At 41.4% G+C, this 19,727-nt stretch carries 14 protein-coding genes; 7 read left to right on the top strand and 7 right to left on the bottom strand.

What is annotated here, in order from left to right; translation table 11 throughout:
- The first annotated feature begins 197 nt into the window (after positions 1–197).
- Positions 198–1,541: a gluconate transporter gene (gene gntU, locus ACM2FC_RS01295; RefSeq protein WP_498479009.1), complete on the top strand. Its 1,344-nt coding sequence runs from the start codon at positions 198–200 to the stop codon at positions 1,539–1,541.
- A 193-nt stretch (positions 1,542–1,734) separates the two neighbouring features.
- Here the strand turns inward: gntU and ACM2FC_RS01290 are convergent, their stop codons facing one another.
- Complete coding sequence (locus tag ACM2FC_RS01290) at positions 1,735–6,528, bottom strand: twin-arginine translocation signal domain-containing protein (RefSeq protein ID WP_498479008.1); 4,794 nt, start codon at positions 6,526–6,528, stop codon at positions 1,735–1,737.
- A 1,293-nt stretch (positions 6,529–7,821) separates the two neighbouring features.
- Positions 7,822–8,817 carry a substrate-binding domain-containing protein gene (locus ACM2FC_RS01285; RefSeq protein ID WP_498479007.1) on the bottom strand — a complete coding sequence of 332 codons (996 nt, stop codon included), beginning with the start codon at positions 8,815–8,817 and terminating at the stop codon, positions 7,822–7,824.
- 253 nt (positions 8,818–9,070) lie between these two features.
- Between ACM2FC_RS01285 and ACM2FC_RS01280 the strand changes: the two genes are divergently transcribed.
- Positions 9,071–9,391, top strand: coding sequence for a hypothetical protein (locus ACM2FC_RS01280; protein WP_498479006.1), 321 nt, complete (start codon positions 9,071–9,073; stop codon positions 9,389–9,391).
- Positions 9,392–9,428: 37 nt separating this feature from the next.
- On the opposite strand, the gene ACM2FC_RS01275 is transcribed toward ACM2FC_RS01280, so the two are convergent.
- Positions 9,429–10,337, bottom strand: coding sequence for a LysR family transcriptional regulator (locus ACM2FC_RS01275; protein WP_498479005.1), 909 nt, complete (start codon positions 10,335–10,337; stop codon positions 9,429–9,431).
- 303 nt (positions 10,338–10,640) lie between these two features.
- On the opposite strand from ACM2FC_RS01275, the gene fabG reads away from it, so the two are divergent.
- The 3 genes from fabG (at position 10,641) to ACM2FC_RS01260 (ending at position 14,229) form a co-directional block, all read left to right on the top strand.
- Positions 10,641–11,375 (top strand): 3-oxoacyl-ACP reductase FabG, encoded by a 735-nt coding sequence (fabG, locus tag ACM2FC_RS01270; RefSeq protein ID WP_498479004.1) that lies wholly within the window; start codon positions 10,641–10,643, stop codon positions 11,373–11,375.
- Between the two features lie 324 nt (positions 11,376–11,699).
- Positions 11,700–13,286 carry an acyl CoA:acetate/3-ketoacid CoA transferase gene (locus ACM2FC_RS01265; protein ID WP_498479003.1) on the top strand — a complete coding sequence of 529 codons (1,587 nt, stop codon included), beginning with the start codon at positions 11,700–11,702 and terminating at the stop codon, positions 13,284–13,286.
- A 13-nt stretch (positions 13,287–13,299) separates the two neighbouring features.
- Positions 13,300–14,229 (top strand): alpha/beta hydrolase, encoded by a 930-nt coding sequence (locus ACM2FC_RS01260; protein ID WP_498479002.1) that lies wholly within the window; start codon positions 13,300–13,302, stop codon positions 14,227–14,229.
- A gap of 95 nt (positions 14,230–14,324) precedes the next feature.
- Here the strand turns inward: ACM2FC_RS01260 and ACM2FC_RS01255 are convergent, their stop codons facing one another.
- Positions 14,325–15,089: a DsbA family protein gene (locus ACM2FC_RS01255; protein WP_498479001.1), complete on the bottom strand. Its 765-nt coding sequence runs from the start codon at positions 15,087–15,089 to the stop codon at positions 14,325–14,327.
- A 100-nt stretch (positions 15,090–15,189) separates the two neighbouring features.
- Entirely contained in the window at positions 15,190–15,618 is a 429-nt protein-coding gene (gene nsrR, locus ACM2FC_RS01250) for a nitric oxide-sensing transcriptional repressor NsrR (RefSeq protein ID WP_498479000.1), read from the bottom strand.
- 111 nt (positions 15,619–15,729) lie between these two features.
- Here nsrR and hmpA point away from each other — a divergent pair, with 111 nt between their 5' ends.
- Positions 15,730–16,914 carry an NO-inducible flavohemoprotein gene (hmpA, locus tag ACM2FC_RS01245; protein ID WP_498478999.1) on the top strand — a complete coding sequence of 395 codons (1,185 nt, stop codon included), beginning with the start codon at positions 15,730–15,732 and terminating at the stop codon, positions 16,912–16,914.
- 87 nt (positions 16,915–17,001) lie between these two features.
- On the opposite strand, the gene ACM2FC_RS01240 is transcribed toward hmpA, so the two are convergent.
- Together ACM2FC_RS01240 and thiD are read right to left on the bottom strand one after the other, a co-directional pair.
- Positions 17,002–17,769 carry a phosphatase PAP2 family protein gene (locus ACM2FC_RS01240; RefSeq protein ID WP_498478998.1) on the bottom strand — a complete coding sequence of 256 codons (768 nt, stop codon included), beginning with the start codon at positions 17,767–17,769 and terminating at the stop codon, positions 17,002–17,004.
- A gap of 131 nt (positions 17,770–17,900) precedes the next feature.
- Complete coding sequence (thiD, locus tag ACM2FC_RS01235) at positions 17,901–18,728, bottom strand: bifunctional hydroxymethylpyrimidine kinase/phosphomethylpyrimidine kinase (protein ID WP_498478997.1); 828 nt, start codon at positions 18,726–18,728, stop codon at positions 17,901–17,903.
- Between the two features lie 140 nt (positions 18,729–18,868).
- Here thiD and ACM2FC_RS01230 point away from each other — a divergent pair, with 140 nt between their 5' ends.
- Positions 18,869–19,699, top strand: coding sequence for an HDOD domain-containing protein (locus ACM2FC_RS01230; RefSeq protein WP_498478996.1), 831 nt, complete (start codon positions 18,869–18,871; stop codon positions 19,697–19,699).
- The last annotated feature ends 28 nt before the right edge of the window (positions 19,700–19,727 follow it).

The raw sequence follows: 19,727 nt of genomic DNA, 5'->3' as shown, positions 1-19,727 counted from the left end.
AAATAACAAAAATCCGCCCCAAAATGTTACGGGTAACTTAATCAACTGTGAAATAGCTCAAATAGATAACAATTCGTGCTACATAGTGAGCCGCTAACAATTTACTTAATAAAAGTTACGGGTAACATATCGCAAGCAAACAAAAGTCATCCATTCAAGAAAACCTTGGATACCAATAACGATAAAAAGGACAAACTATGTCTGATCTCTCCCTAATTTTAACCGCAGCCGGATCAATAATATTGCTGCTATTTTTAGTCATGAAAGTACGACTTCACGCAGTTGTCGCACTCATACTGGTTTCAATGATTGCAGGGATATTTTCTGGAATGAGCCCAGAAACGATAGCAGCAACCATTCAAAAAGGTATGGGCGGAACGTTAGGCTTTGTCGCCGTTGTTGTCGCTCTCGGCGCAATGTTCGGCAAAGTGATGGAAGAGACAGGCGCACTTGATCAGATTGCGCATACTCTGCTAAATAAATTCGGCCAAGACAAAGCAAACTGGGCATTAACCTTTACAGGCTTTATCTGTGCCCTTCCGCTGTTTTTTGATGTCGCGGTGGTACTGTTGATCGGTATTGCCTTTGCCGTTGTGCGCCGTGGAGGCGGAAGCGTTGTTAAAGTCGGTATTGCTTTACTTGCCGGTATCGCAACGTGCCAAGCATTTTTAATTCCAGCGCCAGGGCCTATTCTCGTTGCCTCTCAGCTCCATGCGGATTTCGGCTACATGATTTTGTTTGGATTAATTGCCTCAGTGCCAGCGATGATATTAGGTGGACCACTTTGGGGAAGCTATATTGCAAAGCATGTTCATGTTGAATTACCAGAGGAGCATAATGTCGCTGATAATGAACGCGTTGGTCAAGGTAAACCAACCTTTAAGCTAGCTATATCGCTCATCCTTTTGCCATTGTTGCTGATTGGTTCAAATACCATAGGGAGCCGATTTGTCGAGCAAGGCTCCGATTTACATCACTGGCTACAATTTATCGGACACCCTTTCACGGCGATTATTGTGGCGTGCCTAGCTGCTTTCTACCAATTGGGCTACCGTCGCGGCGTTTCAAATGATCGTATTATGGAGATTTGTGGCGCTGCTCTGCAACCTGCGGGCGTCATTATCCTAGTAACCGGAGCGGGTGGTGTTTTTAAACAAGTATTGATTGACTCTGGTGTTGGTACAGCCTTGGGTAATATGCTGGCTGGCTCAGGATTACCCGTTGTAGCGTTAGCATTTGTGTTGGCTGCTGCGGTTCGCATCATTCAAGGCTCAGCGACAGTGGCTATGTTAACCGCATGCGGTTTGATTATTCCATTACTCCAGCCGTTAGGTTTAGATGGCGCTCAACTTGCAGCAGTGACTATCGCAATAGGCGGCGGTGCGATTGTATTTTCACATGTGAATGATTCAGGCTTTTGGCTAGCAAACAAATTCTTGGGGCTAAGCGAAGTTCAAACGCTAAAAACATGGACAATCATGGAAACCATCATCGGCACCACTGGCGGGATTGTCGCTTTACTTATTTCGTTATTTTTGTAGTGCCATTTTTGGGCAAGTGTCTATACCCAAGTAAAAGAGCGGGATCATATAAGAGAAAGGAACTCTTAACTTTAAAGTTCCCTTCTCTGCCAATGTTTAACGATTTAGTACGCAGTGACACCTAGCATCACTCGATTTTCTAAATAGCAATGTGTATCTAAGAACCCACAACTAGCACTTCTTACCCTATGTGTCAGTCAAGCAATGTCGCCAATTTACAGCCGACTGACAGAAGGATGTACCCGAGTAATACCAATTCTACCACCGGGATCAATTTGGGTTTTGTTTCGGCTAAATTTAACTGTTTGAAAATATAAGTAGTGGGTGTACTTAAGCCTTGTATTTCTTCTGCTAAGAAGTTAAATGTCATGTTGACTTTTTCGTCAACGCCAAGCCCAACAGTATCTTGATTTTCAGTTTGGTATAACTCCATTGATGCTACGTAAAAGCCTAGACTAACTAAAAGATTAGTACTCCCTCTGAAAAAATTCGCAAAGCTAGCAGCCTTAGCATCCGCCTTTGCTATCGTGGTAGCCTGTTCATTGTCAAATGCATTAATTCTGTCAATAGCGCACTTCAACGCCATAGTCTTTATGCTGAAATCCAGCGAGTTGTTTACCAACTTAAATCCTAACCAAGCAGTTTGGTTTTTTTGGTAGGCTGACATCTCATCAAATGCAGGCATTTCCTCCATAGTCCAAGCAGTAGTTACTAAGCCAAAAGTGAGGTTTATGGTTGCTCGAAATACTTTTATAGCTTTGCTAACAACCTTTATGCACAAATCCAAATATTCAAACTCTTCTGGGGCTGGTGGGTTAACCACAAACCAAAGAAGCGCTTCAAGTCCACGACAAAGTACAGTGGTCGTAAAATAACCTGCAAGCTCAAATGCCGTTTTTCCTTTTTCAGATAATTGCTGCAAGCTAGAGGCTCCCTCAACGCCAGGTGTCGAAGAATTAAACATGTTTGACATTGAGCCCTTCAAATCTGAATAAAAAGTAGAGGGCAATGAATCCCCTCCCGTTGAAAAAACGTAGGTTAAAGCGACACAAAAGTTTACTACATATTTCTGGATCTCTAATCCCGATATCGATAGCGATGATGAACTTGAATATGCGGCACTCACCATGGCAGCCATTGGAGATCTGTCGCTCTCTATATTCATTGGTTGGCTGTCTAAGTTGTGTATAAAGCTTTCTACACTTTGTAAGAACGAAATAAACCAAGACACCATAGGGCAATTAATCGTAAACGTAATCGAACTATTGACATCGTAGACAGTATTACCAGTATCCAAGTAATTGGACGAGTTTTTATGTATGGAGTTGGAATCTTTCATTGCGTTGTAACTAGTGCTACTAGTTGGGGCAACATTGGCAGTGTATCCATTGGCAGTCGCCAATGTGGAACTTGGGTTATTCTGTGTCCCAACACCTGATGAGGAAATGTTGACATTTTGTTGACTCAGGTATTGTTTTCTATCCGCGTTGGCATCCGACGTTGGATCAAACGACGTTGCTACGGATTTCTTGAATGTATCTAAAGTACTTTCTATTGAGCTACTTGGATTAAAAGTCACCTCAAACGGAAACGTGATAGATGACGAATCTAGAGAGCTATCCTGTGTCGATTTATGATGTTTGATAATTGAATTATGCATCATATCACTCGAGTGAGTAGCTAAAGAACTGGAGTGCGAAGCATTCATCTTCGCCGGGCTGGTCGCAGAAGAAGTGTCTGTCGAGTCTATATGAACCTTAGCTTTCCCCGGAGCTTGATAGGCATTTTTAGAAACCCCCTCTATTATGTTCTGGGTATCATTATTTTGATAAGCAGTTTGAGCGTTTTTATGCACATCTGAGACAGTTGGGCCTGTGATAAACGAAATTAAGTCCTTCCCAGTTTTCAGCGCATCGATTACCGCAGTGACAGCATTGATAATAAATTTGACTATAACTTTAACCAAGTTCACAAATTTTTTCGCAACGTTAGCAATATCTTCTCCAGCTTTCTCAATCGCGTCGATTACATGGTCCACGATGGCAGCCAGATTCATATCAATACCTATAAAACTTGCGACATCATCGACTCCAACACAAATGCCATTCCAAAGATCGCTTAAAAAGCCTTCCAACTGTTGACTGCCTGACATCGTTTGATTGGTCAATAAAAATGACGGTGAAGTGGTAAAGACTGGATAAGATTTACCATTTTTGGGCGCAAGCTTAACGCCACTGTTGGCGGCTGCACTGAGAATATCCATGGCTTGATGAGAGATTTTCAACCAACCAGATTCACTATTGCAGGGCAGGTCAGTAGTACCAGACGCAATAGAACCATCGTTTGTCACTAGGCTAAAGTCAGATTGAGAGAAATTTATCTTTATGCCTTGTGAAGTAGCCGCTGTGTTAGCCGTGGCTTGATCACTGCTCGGCTCTAGCATTGCGATGGAGAACCAAGGATTTGGATTGACGGCCTCCAACATTTTATCCGCTGAAGGAGAAGGGTTTTGAATTGTAGATGCGTTGGCTGTGGCCGCCATTTGCGTTGTTACCGCGTGTATGGTCGAGTCACTAGCGCACGCTAACGCACTACTACTGACGTAATTCCGAGACTCTGTCACTTTGTCTTGGCTTATATTGCTACAACGTTTGATCGCATTGTCAGTGGCCATTATGGATGACCAGTTGGTTGGTGTACCAGCTGTCCCCGAAACAGCTGGCAGCGAACTTGAACACGGGTCACCAGATAGTTGTATCACCCGTGTAAAGACGGGCACGATAAGCGATGATGTTTCCAAACCAATTTTATATTTTGTTGACGCATGCCCCGTACCTTGAACTAGATGACAGTGATAACGACCGACTGGAGCGCTTACTCCCGTTGCATAGTCATACAGTAAGTACGCTTTGTTGGTACTGACTTGGATAAAACTATCTTCATCGAGTGTAACTGGGTAACCATAGCAATTCCGAACTTCCATGGTAAGTTGAACACCCGGTACTGTTCCTTGGTGGAGAAAATCTTGACTCTGTTGTTCTGCTTCAGTTGCCTGCCTGGTGATTTTTTTACTGTGCCATTGTTTTAAAGTGAAATCTTGTAGCCAGAGATCCACAGTCATGGCCGAATCTTCTGAAGAGCTGCTGTCAGAGGTATCTAGTTTTCTAAGCCCAATATATGCGCAGGCTTCGTTTGTCCTTAACGGTGTGGTGATATGATTGAAACGTCCCAGAAATTGACCGTCTGCTAAAGGTGTGCTAACCAAGTTTACAAACTCAGTGGCATCTGAATAGACTGTGTCCGCACTATATGTTTCATAAGACGGTCGAAAAATATAGCAACACCCATTATCATCTACTGCTAATACCGAAGAACTCTTAAAACGATTCTTACAATGCTGAATATTAATAATACTGCCTGCAGCAGGTACATTAGGGCTAAGCTTCGCTGTCGTCCATGAGACTACACCTATCGCAGGGGGACCCATTGTATTAATATCAGTACAGACAAACAAGGTACATGAACCAATCGATCCGTTACTGGTATCTAAATACGTAATGGCGCAATAAGGTTGTGCATCTTTTGAGTCTGAATAATCCGGTGAATAAGCAAGTGTTGATGGGTGTGTCATGCCCTTCATCACAGATGCAGAAGGTAATGCTGACGTTCCCCCGTCAAGTTGTAAATATTTTGCATCATTAATTAGTGAGTTCCCAACCCAAACGGTCGTTCCACTGCTCGTTGTGGTTTGCTGGGTATTTCCCTCAACGCCTGGTATGGTAAATAATTGATACCCGACCTGATTGTTTTCCGATGCTGCCCAATAATAATAAGGCTGATCTTGCCCGCGAGATTCATCGACATATATGAGTTTCGGTACGGTCGTATCGTTGTCAAGGCGAGGGTAACAAAACGTCCGGCAGTCAATTGAGCCGTCCGAGTTCAATTGTACGGTGGTCGCAAAAGCACCGGGTTTTCCATTAACAGCAGTATCACCGTAGCAATATATTACCGCATAGACTTGTCCATCAACCGAAGTAAATGTATTGATTTCGATTTGACTTACTGGTTGAGCAAAAGAGTATTCAGAAGGCAATGTAACAGGCGTCACATACCATATTTGTTCCTGCTGAGCCGTTTGGATCTCAGGTGTCATCGCTGGACCAGTAGTATACTCGCCAATACTGTAGACTATCGATAAATAAGTATCATTGACTAGCGCTCCTGTACCATGAACCAGAAAACCATTGCGTTTTTTCTTCGTTAAACCATCATCGCTGACAGTATTGTGTTCTTGACTTCCAAGATTGACTATGGAATGAAACTTGGTAATGCCATTTAATGACCGACCATCAAGTCCATCTGTTGGAATGGTAGTTTCTCTATACCCACAGTGTTTCAATTCACCATTTTCGGGCAGAAGAGAGCGCTCCATAATGGTTAATTGATCGAGCGTGCCATTGTTCTGAGAGCTAGTAAAGTGTGCATAACCTGCTTCGCCATAGTTAGCACTACCATCCGAAAATTGGTCAGAGTAAGTTTGTTCGTCAGCAAAACTTAGCATTTGAGAGCGGGTTAAAGGGTTATAAGATTCAAACCCTGTTTGCATACCTGGTTCGATGCTTTGAGGAACGATTGATCTGCCCGTATTGGGCAATGGAAAGGACTCTGTTGTAGTATGTATCGTGTAAGCTGTACTTTCGGCGGCCATCTCTTGAGCCGTGATCCCATTGTCTTCTGGGCTTCCAACATCATAGTCACTGTCATTGGTATAGTCAGCCCAAGCCGTGGGCACAACGGCAGAACTAGCAAGTACTGCCAATCCAGCAACCTTACCTGAGTTTTTTAGAAACGCACGACGAGAGATCAATTTATCAAAGGCTTTGAGCTCTTTTTCTCGAACGGTTTCTTGCTTAAGTATTTTCTTTAGTGAATTAGAAAGTTGATTTCGAATTGTCTTCAAGCTATCAGCACTTTTACTGCTCATATTTGTTCCTATTTAAATATATTATTTATGTTGCAATACATGATGGTGCGTCGATCTATAAATAATTATAAAAAATCGAGAGTGTTAGAATTTTACCGTCATTAAAACAGATTCGATATTAGCCATCAAAATGGTCCTAATATAAAACTCGTCCAGTATCCTATTTTTTATTTATTACAATAATATTAACTTTAAAATTATATTATCTTAAAATCATTGTTATAATTTCAAGAACAACTTTTTCTTAAATAAGCAACAAAACTCAATCACTTACATATTAAAAATATTATTTAAATAATAAATTGGATAAGAAAGCAAACACTAACAAGATATTTATTAGCCTTAAAAACACATGGTTTTATTATATTATTTTAAATGCAAGACAAGAAGAAACTTCTATTAGAAGATATAAAAAAGTTTATTAATTAATCATCTAAAGTTTATTAGATTAATAACCACTAACACTCATCCTTATAAAATTAATTTATAGCTATAAAACTCTATATTTTTTAGGTTTTAAGTAAATTTAACCAGAAAGTAAAAGTAGTTATTTTAACTATCGATAAAAGTAAAAATTGATTATAAAAACTCGGATAAGTTAAATTTTGTAAGTCACAGGAACCACCAACCCTAAAGGAACAAAAGCTATGAAGCTTTGAGGTAACTACATTTCGGGCGCTGTGCCCACTCTCCGGTTTATCTATTCTAGCGAAGCTGAATACCTTATTAAGCGACATATTGCTGTTAAAAGTTAACTGGACGTAGACCTACAGAGATTAGTTTTCAGAACAAAACCCTAAAGTGTTGCTGGTTCTTAAGCCCCCTTTTGTACATTACACTTGGGGGCTTACAATTCTCTCGCCACAATTAATGGCCGCTTATGGCCACTATCAGGACAGTGAAGGGTGCGATAAGTCCTAGCAGAGCGGCCCAGCCAAAGAAGTAGTAATAAGAACGGTCTAAGTTCATAAGATGTTTCAACATGTTTTCTCCTCTTTAACATTAAGTGATCTGATACCCGGAAGACCAGAAGCATCATTACGCAAACCTTTAAACATTCATATAGAATACATGTTTAAAGGTTTAATTCAACAATATCAGAGCGCATTAGCCTTTTGAGGTTGAATTTTGGCCGAATTCCAAGCCTTTAACCGTGGAGCGGGATAAGCAGCATAGTGATTCTAAGCGATTAGACTGCAATAAAGAGTAAAAGGGTCGGAATCGAACCCTTGGGGCATGTTCCTTTTTTCGTGTCAGCGCGGACTTGTGTTGGTGACGACACGGCATCACTGATTAAATACTTTCACCATCATCAATAGCAACGTCAAGCTCGATAGATTTGTTCTCTATTTTTTGTCCGTTGATTCTATCTAGTATTTGCTTTGCAGCCACTCGACCTATTTCCTGACGAGGTGTAATGACACTCGCCAGCTTAGGTACTAATGATTGTCCGACGTCCAAGCCGTGAAAGCCTGCAATGCCAATTTGCTTAGGGATGTTTATTCCTTGCTTATAACACTCAAATATCACGCCAGAAGCAAGATCATCGTTGGTACAAAAAAAGCTATCGACGCTATAAGGTTGACTGAGTGCATCTAATAACATCTGTCGACCTAAGGAAAAAGAAGACGCTTCGTCTGTCAGGATATATTTTGGAGAAAGCTTTGCTTCTTCCATTGCTTGGGTATACCCCTGCATCTTCAGTTTGGTTCGAGTGTCCAAGCGAGCGCCTAGATAAATACAGTTTTTGTATTTTTTTTCAATTAAACGCTTGGTCATCAAGTATCCTGCTTGAATATTATTAAAACCTATAGCTTGGTGGATACTTTGCTGGGTTGTGTCCATTATCTCGACGGTTGGAATACCAGACATTTCGATCATTGCACGAGTGCGTTCAGTATGCTCAAAGTCAGACAGTATTAATCCATCCACGTGATAAGAAAGTAAAGAAGTGATCCGCTGCTCTTCAGTGTTCGCCGAGTAACCATAGTGAGCCAACATCACTTGATAACCAGCAGGCTCCGTTATCTCTTCTATACCTTTTATCACATCAGCAAACACTTGATTGGTAAGAGAAGGAACAAGAACACCTATCGCGAGACTTTTAGAGTTAGAAAGCAGTGTCGGTACTTTGTTTGGAATGTAGCCTGTTTTTTCGATCGCTTGCTCGATTTTAATTCTTGTTTTCAATGCGACTTTTTCTGGGTCGCGTAAATAACGGCTAACCGTCATTTTCGTCACGCCAACGATATCCGCAATATCTTGCAGAGAAGTTCTTTTGTTCTTCACTTACTTATCCGATTGTTACTGTAACATGAGTATTATCACCACTTAGAAACCTAAACACAACGCCATAAAAATCAAAGTTCTACGATTCACCTAAGTATTATATGACGGTCACTTAGTGCCGTTTAAGCACATTAAAAGGTTAAATTTCAGTTATTGGGGGTTCAATGCCCTCCCGATTTGAACAAAACCCAGTTAGAATGCACACAACTATTTGTGATCTACCTTGTGGCTAGATTGAATTACTGGAGATACCATGCTGCGTTATTGCCTTATTGCTATTACTGTCATTTTACTTTCAGGTTGCTCAGAGCATCAGGAGAATGAAATGGGTATCGATAATGGCACTGTCTCAAGTTACCCGCAGAATATGACCAATATGCAGCTTTGCCAAACCTTATTCTTTTCTAGGCCTACGACACAAACCAGAGTCGCAATCGGTGCAGAGTTTGATAGAAGGAAATTGGATTATTCAAGCTGTAAAGCTCAGTATGACCAGAACTTTTTATCTGCCTTGATTCAACAATATGAAGTAGAACAAGACGCTAATTCAAGCAACTCTGACAGCAGCAGCTAACGCAACCAGAGTTTCCCCGCAGCTTAAGTATCAACGGTTACATCTCATCCTTAAGCTGCTTGGTTCTTTTTATTAGGTAATCTTTAAAGTCTGTACAACGAGCTGGCATCTGCGTGCGTTTTTGGTAGTAAAGGCTGAGCTCAAACTCACTTTTTACATAATCGTTTAAGATTGGCACTAATGTCCCATCTTGAAGTTCATCTTTCACCAGCTGTTTTGGTAAATAAGCGACCCCACCGCCTTGCAAGGCAACATTTTTTACAAACATGCTGTTTTCTATCTCGATAGTCTGTGCAATTTCTACGGTGGTAAATTCCCCACCCTTTTCAAATTGCCAACGATTACCGCCCACAAGTGTCGCTGTATAGAGGCAGTTATGATACTTCAGCTCTTCTGGCGTCATTGGCTCTTCGTATTTCTTAATATATTCAGGAGAACAACACGCAACCAAAGGATAGCGAAGTAAAACCCTTTTTATCAGCAAACTATCTTTATCAAGGTGGCCTTTATAGGTCGCGTGAGCCTTTATGGAAAAGTCTACTTCATGTAAGTGATCGACTGGCAATGCCGTCTCAATGATTTTGAATGACACTTTGGGGTGCATCGCTAAATATTCACCGACAATTTGGCTCAAAAACTTCTGAGCAAACAACGGAGTCGCTGCGATTTTTATTAAACCACCGATCTCATGGCCAAGATTTTGAATACCCGTGAAAACATCGTTAGCTTCTTGGTAGATTGGGCTAAATTGCTCGTACAACATTTTCCCAACGTCGGTTGGAGAAATGGTACGCGTTGAGCGCATCAAAAGGCTCACCCCGAGCTCATCTTCTAGCTCTTTGATCCACCGGCTTCCTGCCGAGGTAGAGATTCCGTAAATGCGTGCACCCTCTGAGATGGATCCGGTGCGAACGACTTCGATAAAAAAAGCTGCCTTATCTAACATTTAGATACCTTGTCAGCATTCCCAATTTCAAAAATTAGAATCCCTAATATAGGACAATAAAGAGCGATTAGATAGCTATTCTATGATATTGATCAAGATGCCAATGTGAATCACGTTTAATAATCGATACATTATACTATTGATTTATAACTAATTAATACGTCAAGTGGCGGGTTGGCGCTCATTTGTACTTTCTGCGTTGGATGCCATTGGCAAAATTTGAGTCATCTAATTCTAGTTGCTATATCTATGAAGCCTATCTTACGGATTCATAGGGAAATTTATATAACGGAGGAAAACATCATGCTTAAAGGCAAAATCTGTGTTGTAACTGGCGGTGGTCAAGGTATAGGTCGCACAATAGTAGAACGATTCGCGTCAGAAAATGCAGAGCACGTATATGCTTGTGACATGAACATTGACGCAATAAAAGAAGCCTACGGAAATACGACTAACATCTCACCTGTTCTACTCAATGTTTGTGATCGCGAAGGCATCCAAGCTTTAGTGGAAGATATTAAACAGCGCCACGGGCGTATCGATGTGCTAGTGAACAATGCTGGCATAACAAGAGACAACCTGCTTGACCGTATGACTGAGCAAGATTGGGACATCGTTTTAGACGTAAACCTAAAAGGTGTTTTCAATATGACTCAAGCCATCGCACCTATGATGATTGAAAACAATGCAGGCTCCATAGTGACTATGTCTTCTGTTGTCGGTACTGACGGTAACATTGGCCAAAGTAACTATGCTGCAACAAAAGGTGGCGTCATCGCCATGACAAAAGGCTGGGCTAAGGAATTCGCTCGAAAAGGTGCTCAAGTAAGAGCAAACTGCGTCGCACCAGGTTTCGTTGAAACTCCAATGACAAAAGATCTGCCAGAGAAAGTTATTCAATATATGGTAAGCAAAACTCCGCTAAATAGAATGGCTACAAGTGATGACATTTCAAATGGCGTAACTTTCTTAGCAAGTGATCAAGCGAGCTTCATTACTGGTCAAACTCTGAAAATTGACGGAGGACTTGTCATCTAAGATTCAGCGTCTTACAACGTCTGAATGACCCCTTCAAACTAATCTAAGCAATGAGCCCGAAGCCTTATCAATAAGCCTAGGGCTCAGCGTCTAGAGCTAACATTTCAATATAAGTTTTAATTTATATACGTCGATAAAACTTAGTTAAGTGACTTAAATCGTAATAGATCGGTCACACTCATTCGCAATGAGCTCGCAGTTTAAAAAGCGACCGTAGCAAAAGCAAATCATCACTATTACAAAAATTAAAAGGTTTACCTTAAAAACAAACCATAAGTAAACCTTAAAACAATAAAGTCAGCGTTGAGCTAGGAAGTATCTGCTATGAAAAAAAAACAACAACTACCACCTGAAGAAGCAATAAAACGAATAAAAGATGGCAATACAATCATTCTTGGTGGCTTTGTCGGCTCTGTCGTTCCAGAGGCGTTAGAAAGAGCACTGGAAGAACGATACCTCTCAGAAGGACAACCTAGGAATCTGAACCTAGTGTTTGCTGCCGGCCAGGGAGATGGCAAGCACAAAGCGGTCAATCGCCTAGCTCACGAAGGATTAGTTGATCATGTTATTGGAGGGCATTGGGGGCTCGTTCCAAAACTTCAGTCTTTAGTCAATGAAGGAAAAGTATCCGGACATAACTTGCCACAAGGTGTTATTTGTCAGCTATATCGAGATTCTGCTGCTGGCAAACCAGGAACGTTAACTCATGTTGGATTGGGTACTTATGTTGATCCTCGTTTCGAGGGAGGCAAAGTCAACGATAGAACGGTAGAAGATAGAGTTCAGATAACTGAAATAGCAGGTAAAGAGTACCTATTTTATCCTCGTATTGACGCTGATATAGCCCTGCTTAGAGGCACAACAGCTGATGAGAATGGCAACATTTCAATGGAAGAAGAGTGCCTTGTATTAGAGAATTTGGCCATTGCTCAACTGGTACATAACTGTGGCGGTCAGGTCATTGTCCAAGTAAAAAACATTGTCAAAGCTGGTGAAATTGCTCCACACTCTGTGCGCATTCCTGGGATTTTTGTCGACGTTTTAGTGCAGTCTGATAAAAGTGAGCACCCACAAACATTTTCAGAGCCATTGAATCCAGCCTATATTGGACTGGGAGAAAAACCTCTTCCTTCCAGCATGGAAAGTAGTCCACTAGATTTAAAAAAAGTGATTGCTCGAAGAGCTGCGTTCGAGCTAAGACAGGATGCGAAAATTAACTATGGAATTGGCCTACCCGAACTCATTGCGCAAGTCGCGCGAGAAGAGCACCTCAGTGACGAATTGATCGCAACGGTTGAGCCTGGTGCGATTGGGGGTACACCCGCTGGCGGGTTATCTTTTGGCGCATCGGCTTACCCCGACGCCATTATTACTCAAGATCAAATGTTCGATTTTTATGGTGGAGGAGGGCTTGATCAAGCTTTTTTAGGTCTAGCCGAAGTCGACCAGCAAGGTCATATTAATGTTTCCAAGTTTGGCCAAAAACTAGTGGGGTGTGGTGGCTTTATCGACATTACACAAAATGCTAAAAGTGTGTATTTTTGCGGCACTTTTACCGCTGGTCCTTCAGAAATCAACATCTCAGATTCTGGTCTACAAATTGTCAAAGACGGTCACATTAGTAAGTTTATTAAACAAGTTCAGCAAATTACTTTTTCAGCCCACACAGCAACACTAAATAATAAGCCTGTGTTATACATCACTGAAAGAGCAGTGTTTAAATTAACGAATAGTGGTCTCGAGTTAATTGAAATTGCACCAGGAGTTGACTTGGAGAGAGATATACTGCGTCAGATGGCGTTCTCTCCAAAGATCTCGACTCATCTAAAAACAATGGACAAACGACTTTTTTCTTGCAAAAAAATGAACTTAACACTGCAAAGCTTAGATACATTAAAACAAGAAATCTAAATCAGGAAATATTATGCGTAACGTCAGCCCCAAATTACAACTTTGGCTAGCTAGCTTCAATGAGATGCTTCGCTCCTTTGAACAACAAAACATCCCCAAAACACCTATTGCTGCTCGTGAAGGTTTGGCGGTTACAACCCAAACTTTTGTTACTGACTACCCTGAGGTTGCTTACGTCACCGATGATGTTGTCGACAGTATTCCAGTAAGACTCTATCACCCATCACCAGCAGAAACTCTTCCCGTCATGGTTTACCTGCATGGTGGTGGACATATGGCTGGGAGCATCGAAGTCTATGATGCAATTTGCCGTAAAATAGCCAATGCGATCAACCATATCGTCGTTTCTGTAGATTATCGCTTATCACCTGAAAATCCATACCCTGCAGGGCTAGAAGACGCGTATAACGTTGTTAAGAATATCTGGCCATTAATAGACAAAAATGGAATTGCGACAGAAAAAACCTTAACGGTTGCTGGAGATTCAGGAGGTGGAGCCCTAACCGCTTCTATTTGCCATCGCGCCCAATTTGATAATGATGTCTCGATAGACAACCAAATACTCATCTACCCAAGTCTTGATTACACAATGCAACAGAAGTCGGTACACGAGAACGGCGTTGGCTATTTGCTTGAAGAAAAAGCGATGGTTTGGTACTTCGACAATTATTTCCAACATGGAGATGACAGAGAAAAAGCCTCACCACTGTACATGGATTTTTCGAGCTCTTTACCTCGATCTTTTGTTATTACTGCCGAGTTTTGCCCTCTCAAAGATGAAGGGTTGAAGTATGTAGAGAAACTCAAACAAGCGGGTGTGGAAGCCTCAAAGTTTAACTACCCAGACATGATTCACGGCTTCTTAAATTTAGAGAATATGGTAAAAGAAGAATGCGACTCTCTGTATACTTCCCTCAATGCTTTTCTATCGAACCAAGAGTAGTAAGGTGACTCGTGGACGTATCAGTGCCAACTGATACGTCCTGTAATTCCAATACGAATAATTTAGCGATAAAAAATTGCTGGCATTGGCATAAGCTAATTTTTAGCAATATTTACCGCTTGGTTAATGTAAGCAATGGGCACAGCGCCAGGTATTAAGCTCACTTGATTAGCCGCGATTTTCTTGCCAACTTTTGGCGTTGGAAGCACAACAAATGTTGGCGTTCCTCGCACACCAATTTGACTTGCTAGTTGAAAATTTCCATCTATTTCAGACTGATATTGCTCCATCTTGGAGAGAGGTGCGACTTTGACGCCTACTTCCGCCGCAATCTTATCAACTTTGTCTGTAGTGAGCCTGTCATATTTCAGCATGCCTATGTACTCTTTGCCGTCAGAGTTAGTCGCAGTAAATTGAGCATTGTGATACCTCATAAATAACTTTGCGCCACCTTGATGAAAAGCTTCTAAAGACGTAAGCGCTGCATATCGTGAAACAGGGCCACCAATAGGAAACTCTTTAAACACGAAGCGTACATTCGGATGGCTCTTCACATAAGCTTCAAATGCCGGAAACGCTTTATGACAATACATACACTGATAATCGAAAAACTCCACGACCGTCACAGGAGCATCTGCGCGGCCAACGGTGGGTGAACTTGCATCAAACGCTAACAACTGACTGTTTTCTGCGATTGTCTGCCGAATTTGTGTAGAGACCGCTGGAAGCGGCGGTAAATATGATGGGGAGCTGCTATCGCCTCCCCCTATTTTAGGTGTTACAGCAAGGCTACTAAAGCTTAAGACAGCTAACGCAGCCATCGTGATAAACGACGTTATCCCATGAGTAATTTTTTTCATATCTCTATCCATTACATTGTTTGTGCTCATCAATACTAAATAAGCGACAAACAATGTAATGATTGCCTCTGGGGTAAGGTCAAGAGGAATTGTGTACGATTTAACTCGGGCGTGTGAGCAGAATGAGTAGCTCGGAATTATCTGTTAACAAAGAGTCTATAAAGCAGTTATCCAACTCCGACAAAAACGCAGACTTGGCCTTTGCCAGCTTTTCTTTTAAACGACAAGCAGGAGTGATGTGACAATGTTCGACAGAACAATTGACTAATTCGAGAGGCTCTAAATCACGAACAACTTGCCCTACAGAGATTGACGAGGCAGATTTCGATAAACGAATACCACCGTTTTTACCACGTACTGTATGCACATACCCTAACTGGCCAAGCCGGTTAATCACTTTCACCATATGATTTCTTGATACATCAAACAGTTCCGTTACCTCTGAAATATTGGTGAGATCTCCTTTAGGCAAAGAAGCCAAATATATTAAGGTTCTAAGCGCATAATCTGTAAAGTTTGTTAGTTGCATGTCATCTCCCTCAGGTAAAAAGTGTAATTCTTTTCTTGCCTAAAAGATACATTTGAGATACAACCATAAACATGTATGTACGATGCATGTTTTAAATTTTAGGAAATTCATATGCTAAGCAATAAAACTATAGATATAGTCAAGTCCACTGCTCCCCTACTTGCCGAAACAGGACCAAGCCTAACGGCCCATTTTTATGATCGAATGTTTCACCACAACCCAGAGCTCAAAGATATTTTCAACATGAGCAACCAAAGAAACGGAGATCAAAGAGAAGCCCTGTTTAACGCTATCTGTGCCTATGCAACCAATATTGACAACCTGCCAGCGCTTCTAACGGCCGTTGAGAAAATTGCCCACAAGCATTCCAGCTTCTTAATTACTGCTGAGCAATACAATATTGTTGGTCAGCACCTACTAGCCACTATTGATGAGTTATTTTCTCCAGGGCAAGAAGTGCTCGATGCATGGGCTGAGGCCTATCAAGTTCTGGCTAATGTCTTTATTCAGCGTGAAGAGCAAATCTATCAAGACAATCAACACCAAACAGGTGGCTGGAGAGGTCTACGTGAGTTTGAATTAGTTGAAAAGAATAACGAGTCCAATTCAGTATGCAGCTTTACTTTCAAGCCTGTAGATGGTCAGCCTGTTTGCGCTTACAAACCAGGTCAATATATCGGTATCTATATCAATTCTGAGCAGTTTGAAAATCAAGAAATCCGTCAGTACAGCCTATCGTCTGCCGTAAGAGAAAACAGCTACCGTATCGCGGTTAAACGAGAACAAGAAGGCAAGGTGTCAAATTATCTGCACAATCACCTACAGATCGGTGATAAGATTAAGCTTGCAGCGCCTGCAGGCGATTTCTTTATGCAAGTGGAACAGGATACACCAGTCGTATTAATTTCTGCTGGAGTTGGCTTAACACCAACACTTTCAATGCTAGAAACCTTAGAAAGCCACACCGCACCAGTAACTTGGGTACATGCTGCAGAAAATGGCCAACAGCACCCATTTAAACAACATGTGTCATCACTTATCGAGAACAGTGAATATGCTAGCTCTTACGTATGGTATAACGAACCTTGCGAGCAAGATACCTTAGGTGAGGACTACCAGTTTAAAGGCTGGGTAAACTTGCAAGAGATCGAAGTCGCCATTAAACAACCCAATGCAAAAATTTACTTTTGCGGCCCTATTGGGTTTATGCAGCATATCGCGAAGCAACTGTTAGAATTGGGTGTTTCAGAGGATCAATTCCACTACGAATGCTTCGGACCACATAAGGTAGTGTAACAATAATATTGAGGCGCCAAAACCCCAGAGCTTTTGGTGCCGAATTTTGAAATGAAATTATTTACCGAGAACTTAGGCAAACGTAGATTATTTAAAGTTACACTTTTTAAACGCAAGCTGACAGCGCTCAGGGAGCATTGAGGATAATTTTAATGCAAGATTACTGAATGTAGGGATTAACAAATAAACGAGTGCGATAAACAAAACTGAACCAAAAAGATCCGCAGGTCTATGCATTCCCATCCAGATGCGGCTGTATTCAACACCCATAGCCCACAGCAAGACACCACCAGCCATCCAGTAGTGTTTATACTCCAAAAATAATCCACCAAATAACACTACGCAGATGGCGGCAAAAATGGTGTGACCAGAAGGAAAAGAGTAATTCATTCCTTTCAACCAGCTATCGATTCTCCATGAGCTGACTTTATTTGAAACGGAATTGATCACTTGAATTTTTTGTGTCTTATCTAGGTTATAGAAATGTGCTGGTTGTGGGATAACTAACTGATTTGCCAGAAAAGTTGTATAAGGTCTTGGACTTTCGGTGATATTTTTTAGCCCCACTTTTCCAGCAAAACCTATTGCTAGAATGAAAAACAATTGTACGCCGCACGCCAAAAGCTTTTCCCGAGATATCCCTAAACGCGTGGCTAGAAAACATAGGATAGCCAGTGAAACGATAAACCCTTTTCCTGCTGAGTCCGTAAGAACTGTAAAAAGAAAACCGCTGACATTACTCACTGATCCCGTCAGGTCAATACCTGAAGTCAACATTGCGATCAATACAATCGACACAAACATTGCCAATAGCATAAGGAAGCCACAGTGTTTTTGATGGAGTAATCTGTTCACGATATTTTTCAAAGCCTACGAAGAATCAGAGGATAATATTAACCAATCAGTTCAACATATGTTTCAAATTGCTGTCAATTTGTAGAAAGATCCTTAGCTCTGTTAACTTCATTAACGCATAAAAATTCGGATTATTTCTTTAACATATGGAAGTGATTTAGCGGGCCAGTACCCCTGCCAACCTCTAGCTCATTTGCCGTTTTTAATGATTGAAATATATAGTTTTTAGCAAGACTTACAGCTTCGTTAAGTTGGTAACCTTGTGCATAATAAGAAGCAATTGCGGATGAAAGCGTACACCCTGTTCCATGGCTGTTTTTTGTTAAAACTCTCACCGTATTAAATTGATCAATTTCTCCTTGATGAAAAAGCCAATCACAACTATTGTCTCTGTCACTCATATGTCCTCCCTTGAGCAAGGTAGCTTGTGCCCCTAACTCTTTTAACGCTTCTCCAAGCTGCATAATATCTTCCTCACTGTTTATCTGTTTTGAGCCCGTCAATAACAAGCTTTCAGGTAGATTCGGAGTCAACAGATCAACAACTGGGATCAACTCTTTTTTCAAGTAGGAAATCGCGTCTGGCTCAAGCAAATGAACGCCGCTACTTGAAACTAACACTGGATCTAAGACGACAAAAGGGGGCTTGTACTGACGTAATGCCTTGCTCACAACACGAATAATAGAAGCATCAGACAGCATACCGATTTTTACCGCTTCCACGAACAAGTCGCCAAATACAGCGTCAAGCTGAGCTTTTACTTGTTCACTTGGAGTTGGAAATACCGCGTTAACACCTAAAGTATTTTGCGCAGTGATCGCGGTAATCGCTGAGCAAGCATAACTCCCTGTTGCAGAAATTGTTTTGATATCGGCTTGTATTCCAGCGCCACCACCACTATCCGAGCCAGCTATAGTCAGGACGACAGGAGTAGAAGACTTGCAGTGAGTTCGAGGCATAGTTGCTCCAAGAGGCTGATATACAAAATTTCATAATAAAACGAACAGAGACTGATATTAACAAAGCTTTGTATGAATAAGAATTACTAGCCTATAGTAACAAAAGCCTGTGCAAGCGATCTATTTCAACGGAGGAGTCCATGAGCCAAGCCCCACTGATTACTAGAATCAACGAGCTTCCTCGAATTCAAAAAATTCTTCAAGAGCTGTTAGATATGGTGAACCAAGAAGATGTCGACTTCGCCGTTTTAGCAGACAAAATCTCTATGGATCAAGTATTGAGTGCTCGACTACTTAGACTGGCTAACTCTGCTCATTTTGGGTCTAGCAAGAAAATTGGGTCTATAAATGAAGCACTTATTCGAGTAGGCACGGGACCAGTTAGAACTCTGGTGGTTGCATCTGTACTTTCAGGTGTATTTGACAATATACCTACACTAGATATGAACGAATATTGGAGTAACACATTCGAAGTGTCGGTTTTGGCAAGTAAACTTGCTGATAATACAGGGTTAGACGGCAATGACCTATTTACCATAGCTGTACTTCACAATATTGGTGAATTAATGATTCATACTTTAGCGCCTGAGGAAGCATTACTGATCATTAAGAAAGTGGAACAAGGGGCAAATATCTTCGACGCACAGGAAGAAACGCTAGATATCTCCGCACCTTCCTTAGGAGCAAGACTAGCGAAAAGCTGGAACTTTCCAGATGAGATGGTCGATGCTATCGGGCATTTTCACCAGCCAAGAGATGCAGAGATCTCTCCTAAACTCGCTGTTATTCTTCACTTTGCTCGATCAATACACGAAAGCTGGGAGAGTTTTGTGACCGAATCAGAAAAAGACGGCTATATACAAGATCACCCAGACGCGCGTTTGCTTAGTATTTCTACGGAATTTAAACATACGATAGAGAGTAGCCGAGGAGACGGAAAAGAGCTTGCTAGCCAACTTCTTGCTAGCTGACAAAAAGCCTAGAAATGTATTAAGTAGC

This window comes from Vibrio sp. A37 (assembly GCF_059777565.1).
The sequence above is the reverse complement of the archived record's forward strand: the minus strand, read 5'-3'. Positions and strand labels throughout refer to the sequence as shown.

Excerpts from the sequence above, each read along its gene's own strand:
- gntU (WP_498479009.1), top strand. The coding sequence starts at position 198 with ATGTCTGATCTCTCCCTAATTTTAACCGCAGCCGGATCAATAATATTG.
- ACM2FC_RS01290 (WP_498479008.1), bottom strand. The coding sequence starts at position 6,528 with ATGAGCAGTAAAAGTGCTGATAGCTTGAAGACAATTCGAAATCAACTT.
- ACM2FC_RS01280 (WP_498479006.1), top strand. The coding sequence starts at position 9,071 with ATGCTGCGTTATTGCCTTATTGCTATTACTGTCATTTTACTTTCAGGT.
- ACM2FC_RS01275 (WP_498479005.1), bottom strand. The coding sequence starts at position 10,337 with ATGTTAGATAAGGCAGCTTTTTTTATCGAAGTCGTTCGCACCGGATCC.
- fabG (WP_498479004.1), top strand. The coding sequence starts at position 10,641 with ATGCTTAAAGGCAAAATCTGTGTTGTAACTGGCGGTGGTCAAGGTATA.
- ACM2FC_RS01265 (WP_498479003.1), top strand. The coding sequence starts at position 11,700 with ATGAAAAAAAAACAACAACTACCACCTGAAGAAGCAATAAAACGAATA.
- ACM2FC_RS01260 (WP_498479002.1), top strand. The coding sequence starts at position 13,300 with ATGCGTAACGTCAGCCCCAAATTACAACTTTGGCTAGCTAGCTTCAAT.
- ACM2FC_RS01255 (WP_498479001.1), bottom strand. The coding sequence starts at position 15,089 with ATGAAAAAAATTACTCATGGGATAACGTCGTTTATCACGATGGCTGCG.
- nsrR (WP_498479000.1), bottom strand. The coding sequence starts at position 15,618 with ATGCAACTAACAAACTTTACAGATTATGCGCTTAGAACCTTAATATAT.
- hmpA (WP_498478999.1), top strand. The coding sequence starts at position 15,730 with ATGCTAAGCAATAAAACTATAGATATAGTCAAGTCCACTGCTCCCCTA.
- thiD (WP_498478997.1), bottom strand. The coding sequence starts at position 18,728 with ATGCCTCGAACTCACTGCAAGTCTTCTACTCCTGTCGTCCTGACTATA.
- ACM2FC_RS01230 (WP_498478996.1), top strand. The coding sequence starts at position 18,869 with ATGAGCCAAGCCCCACTGATTACTAGAATCAACGAGCTTCCTCGAATT.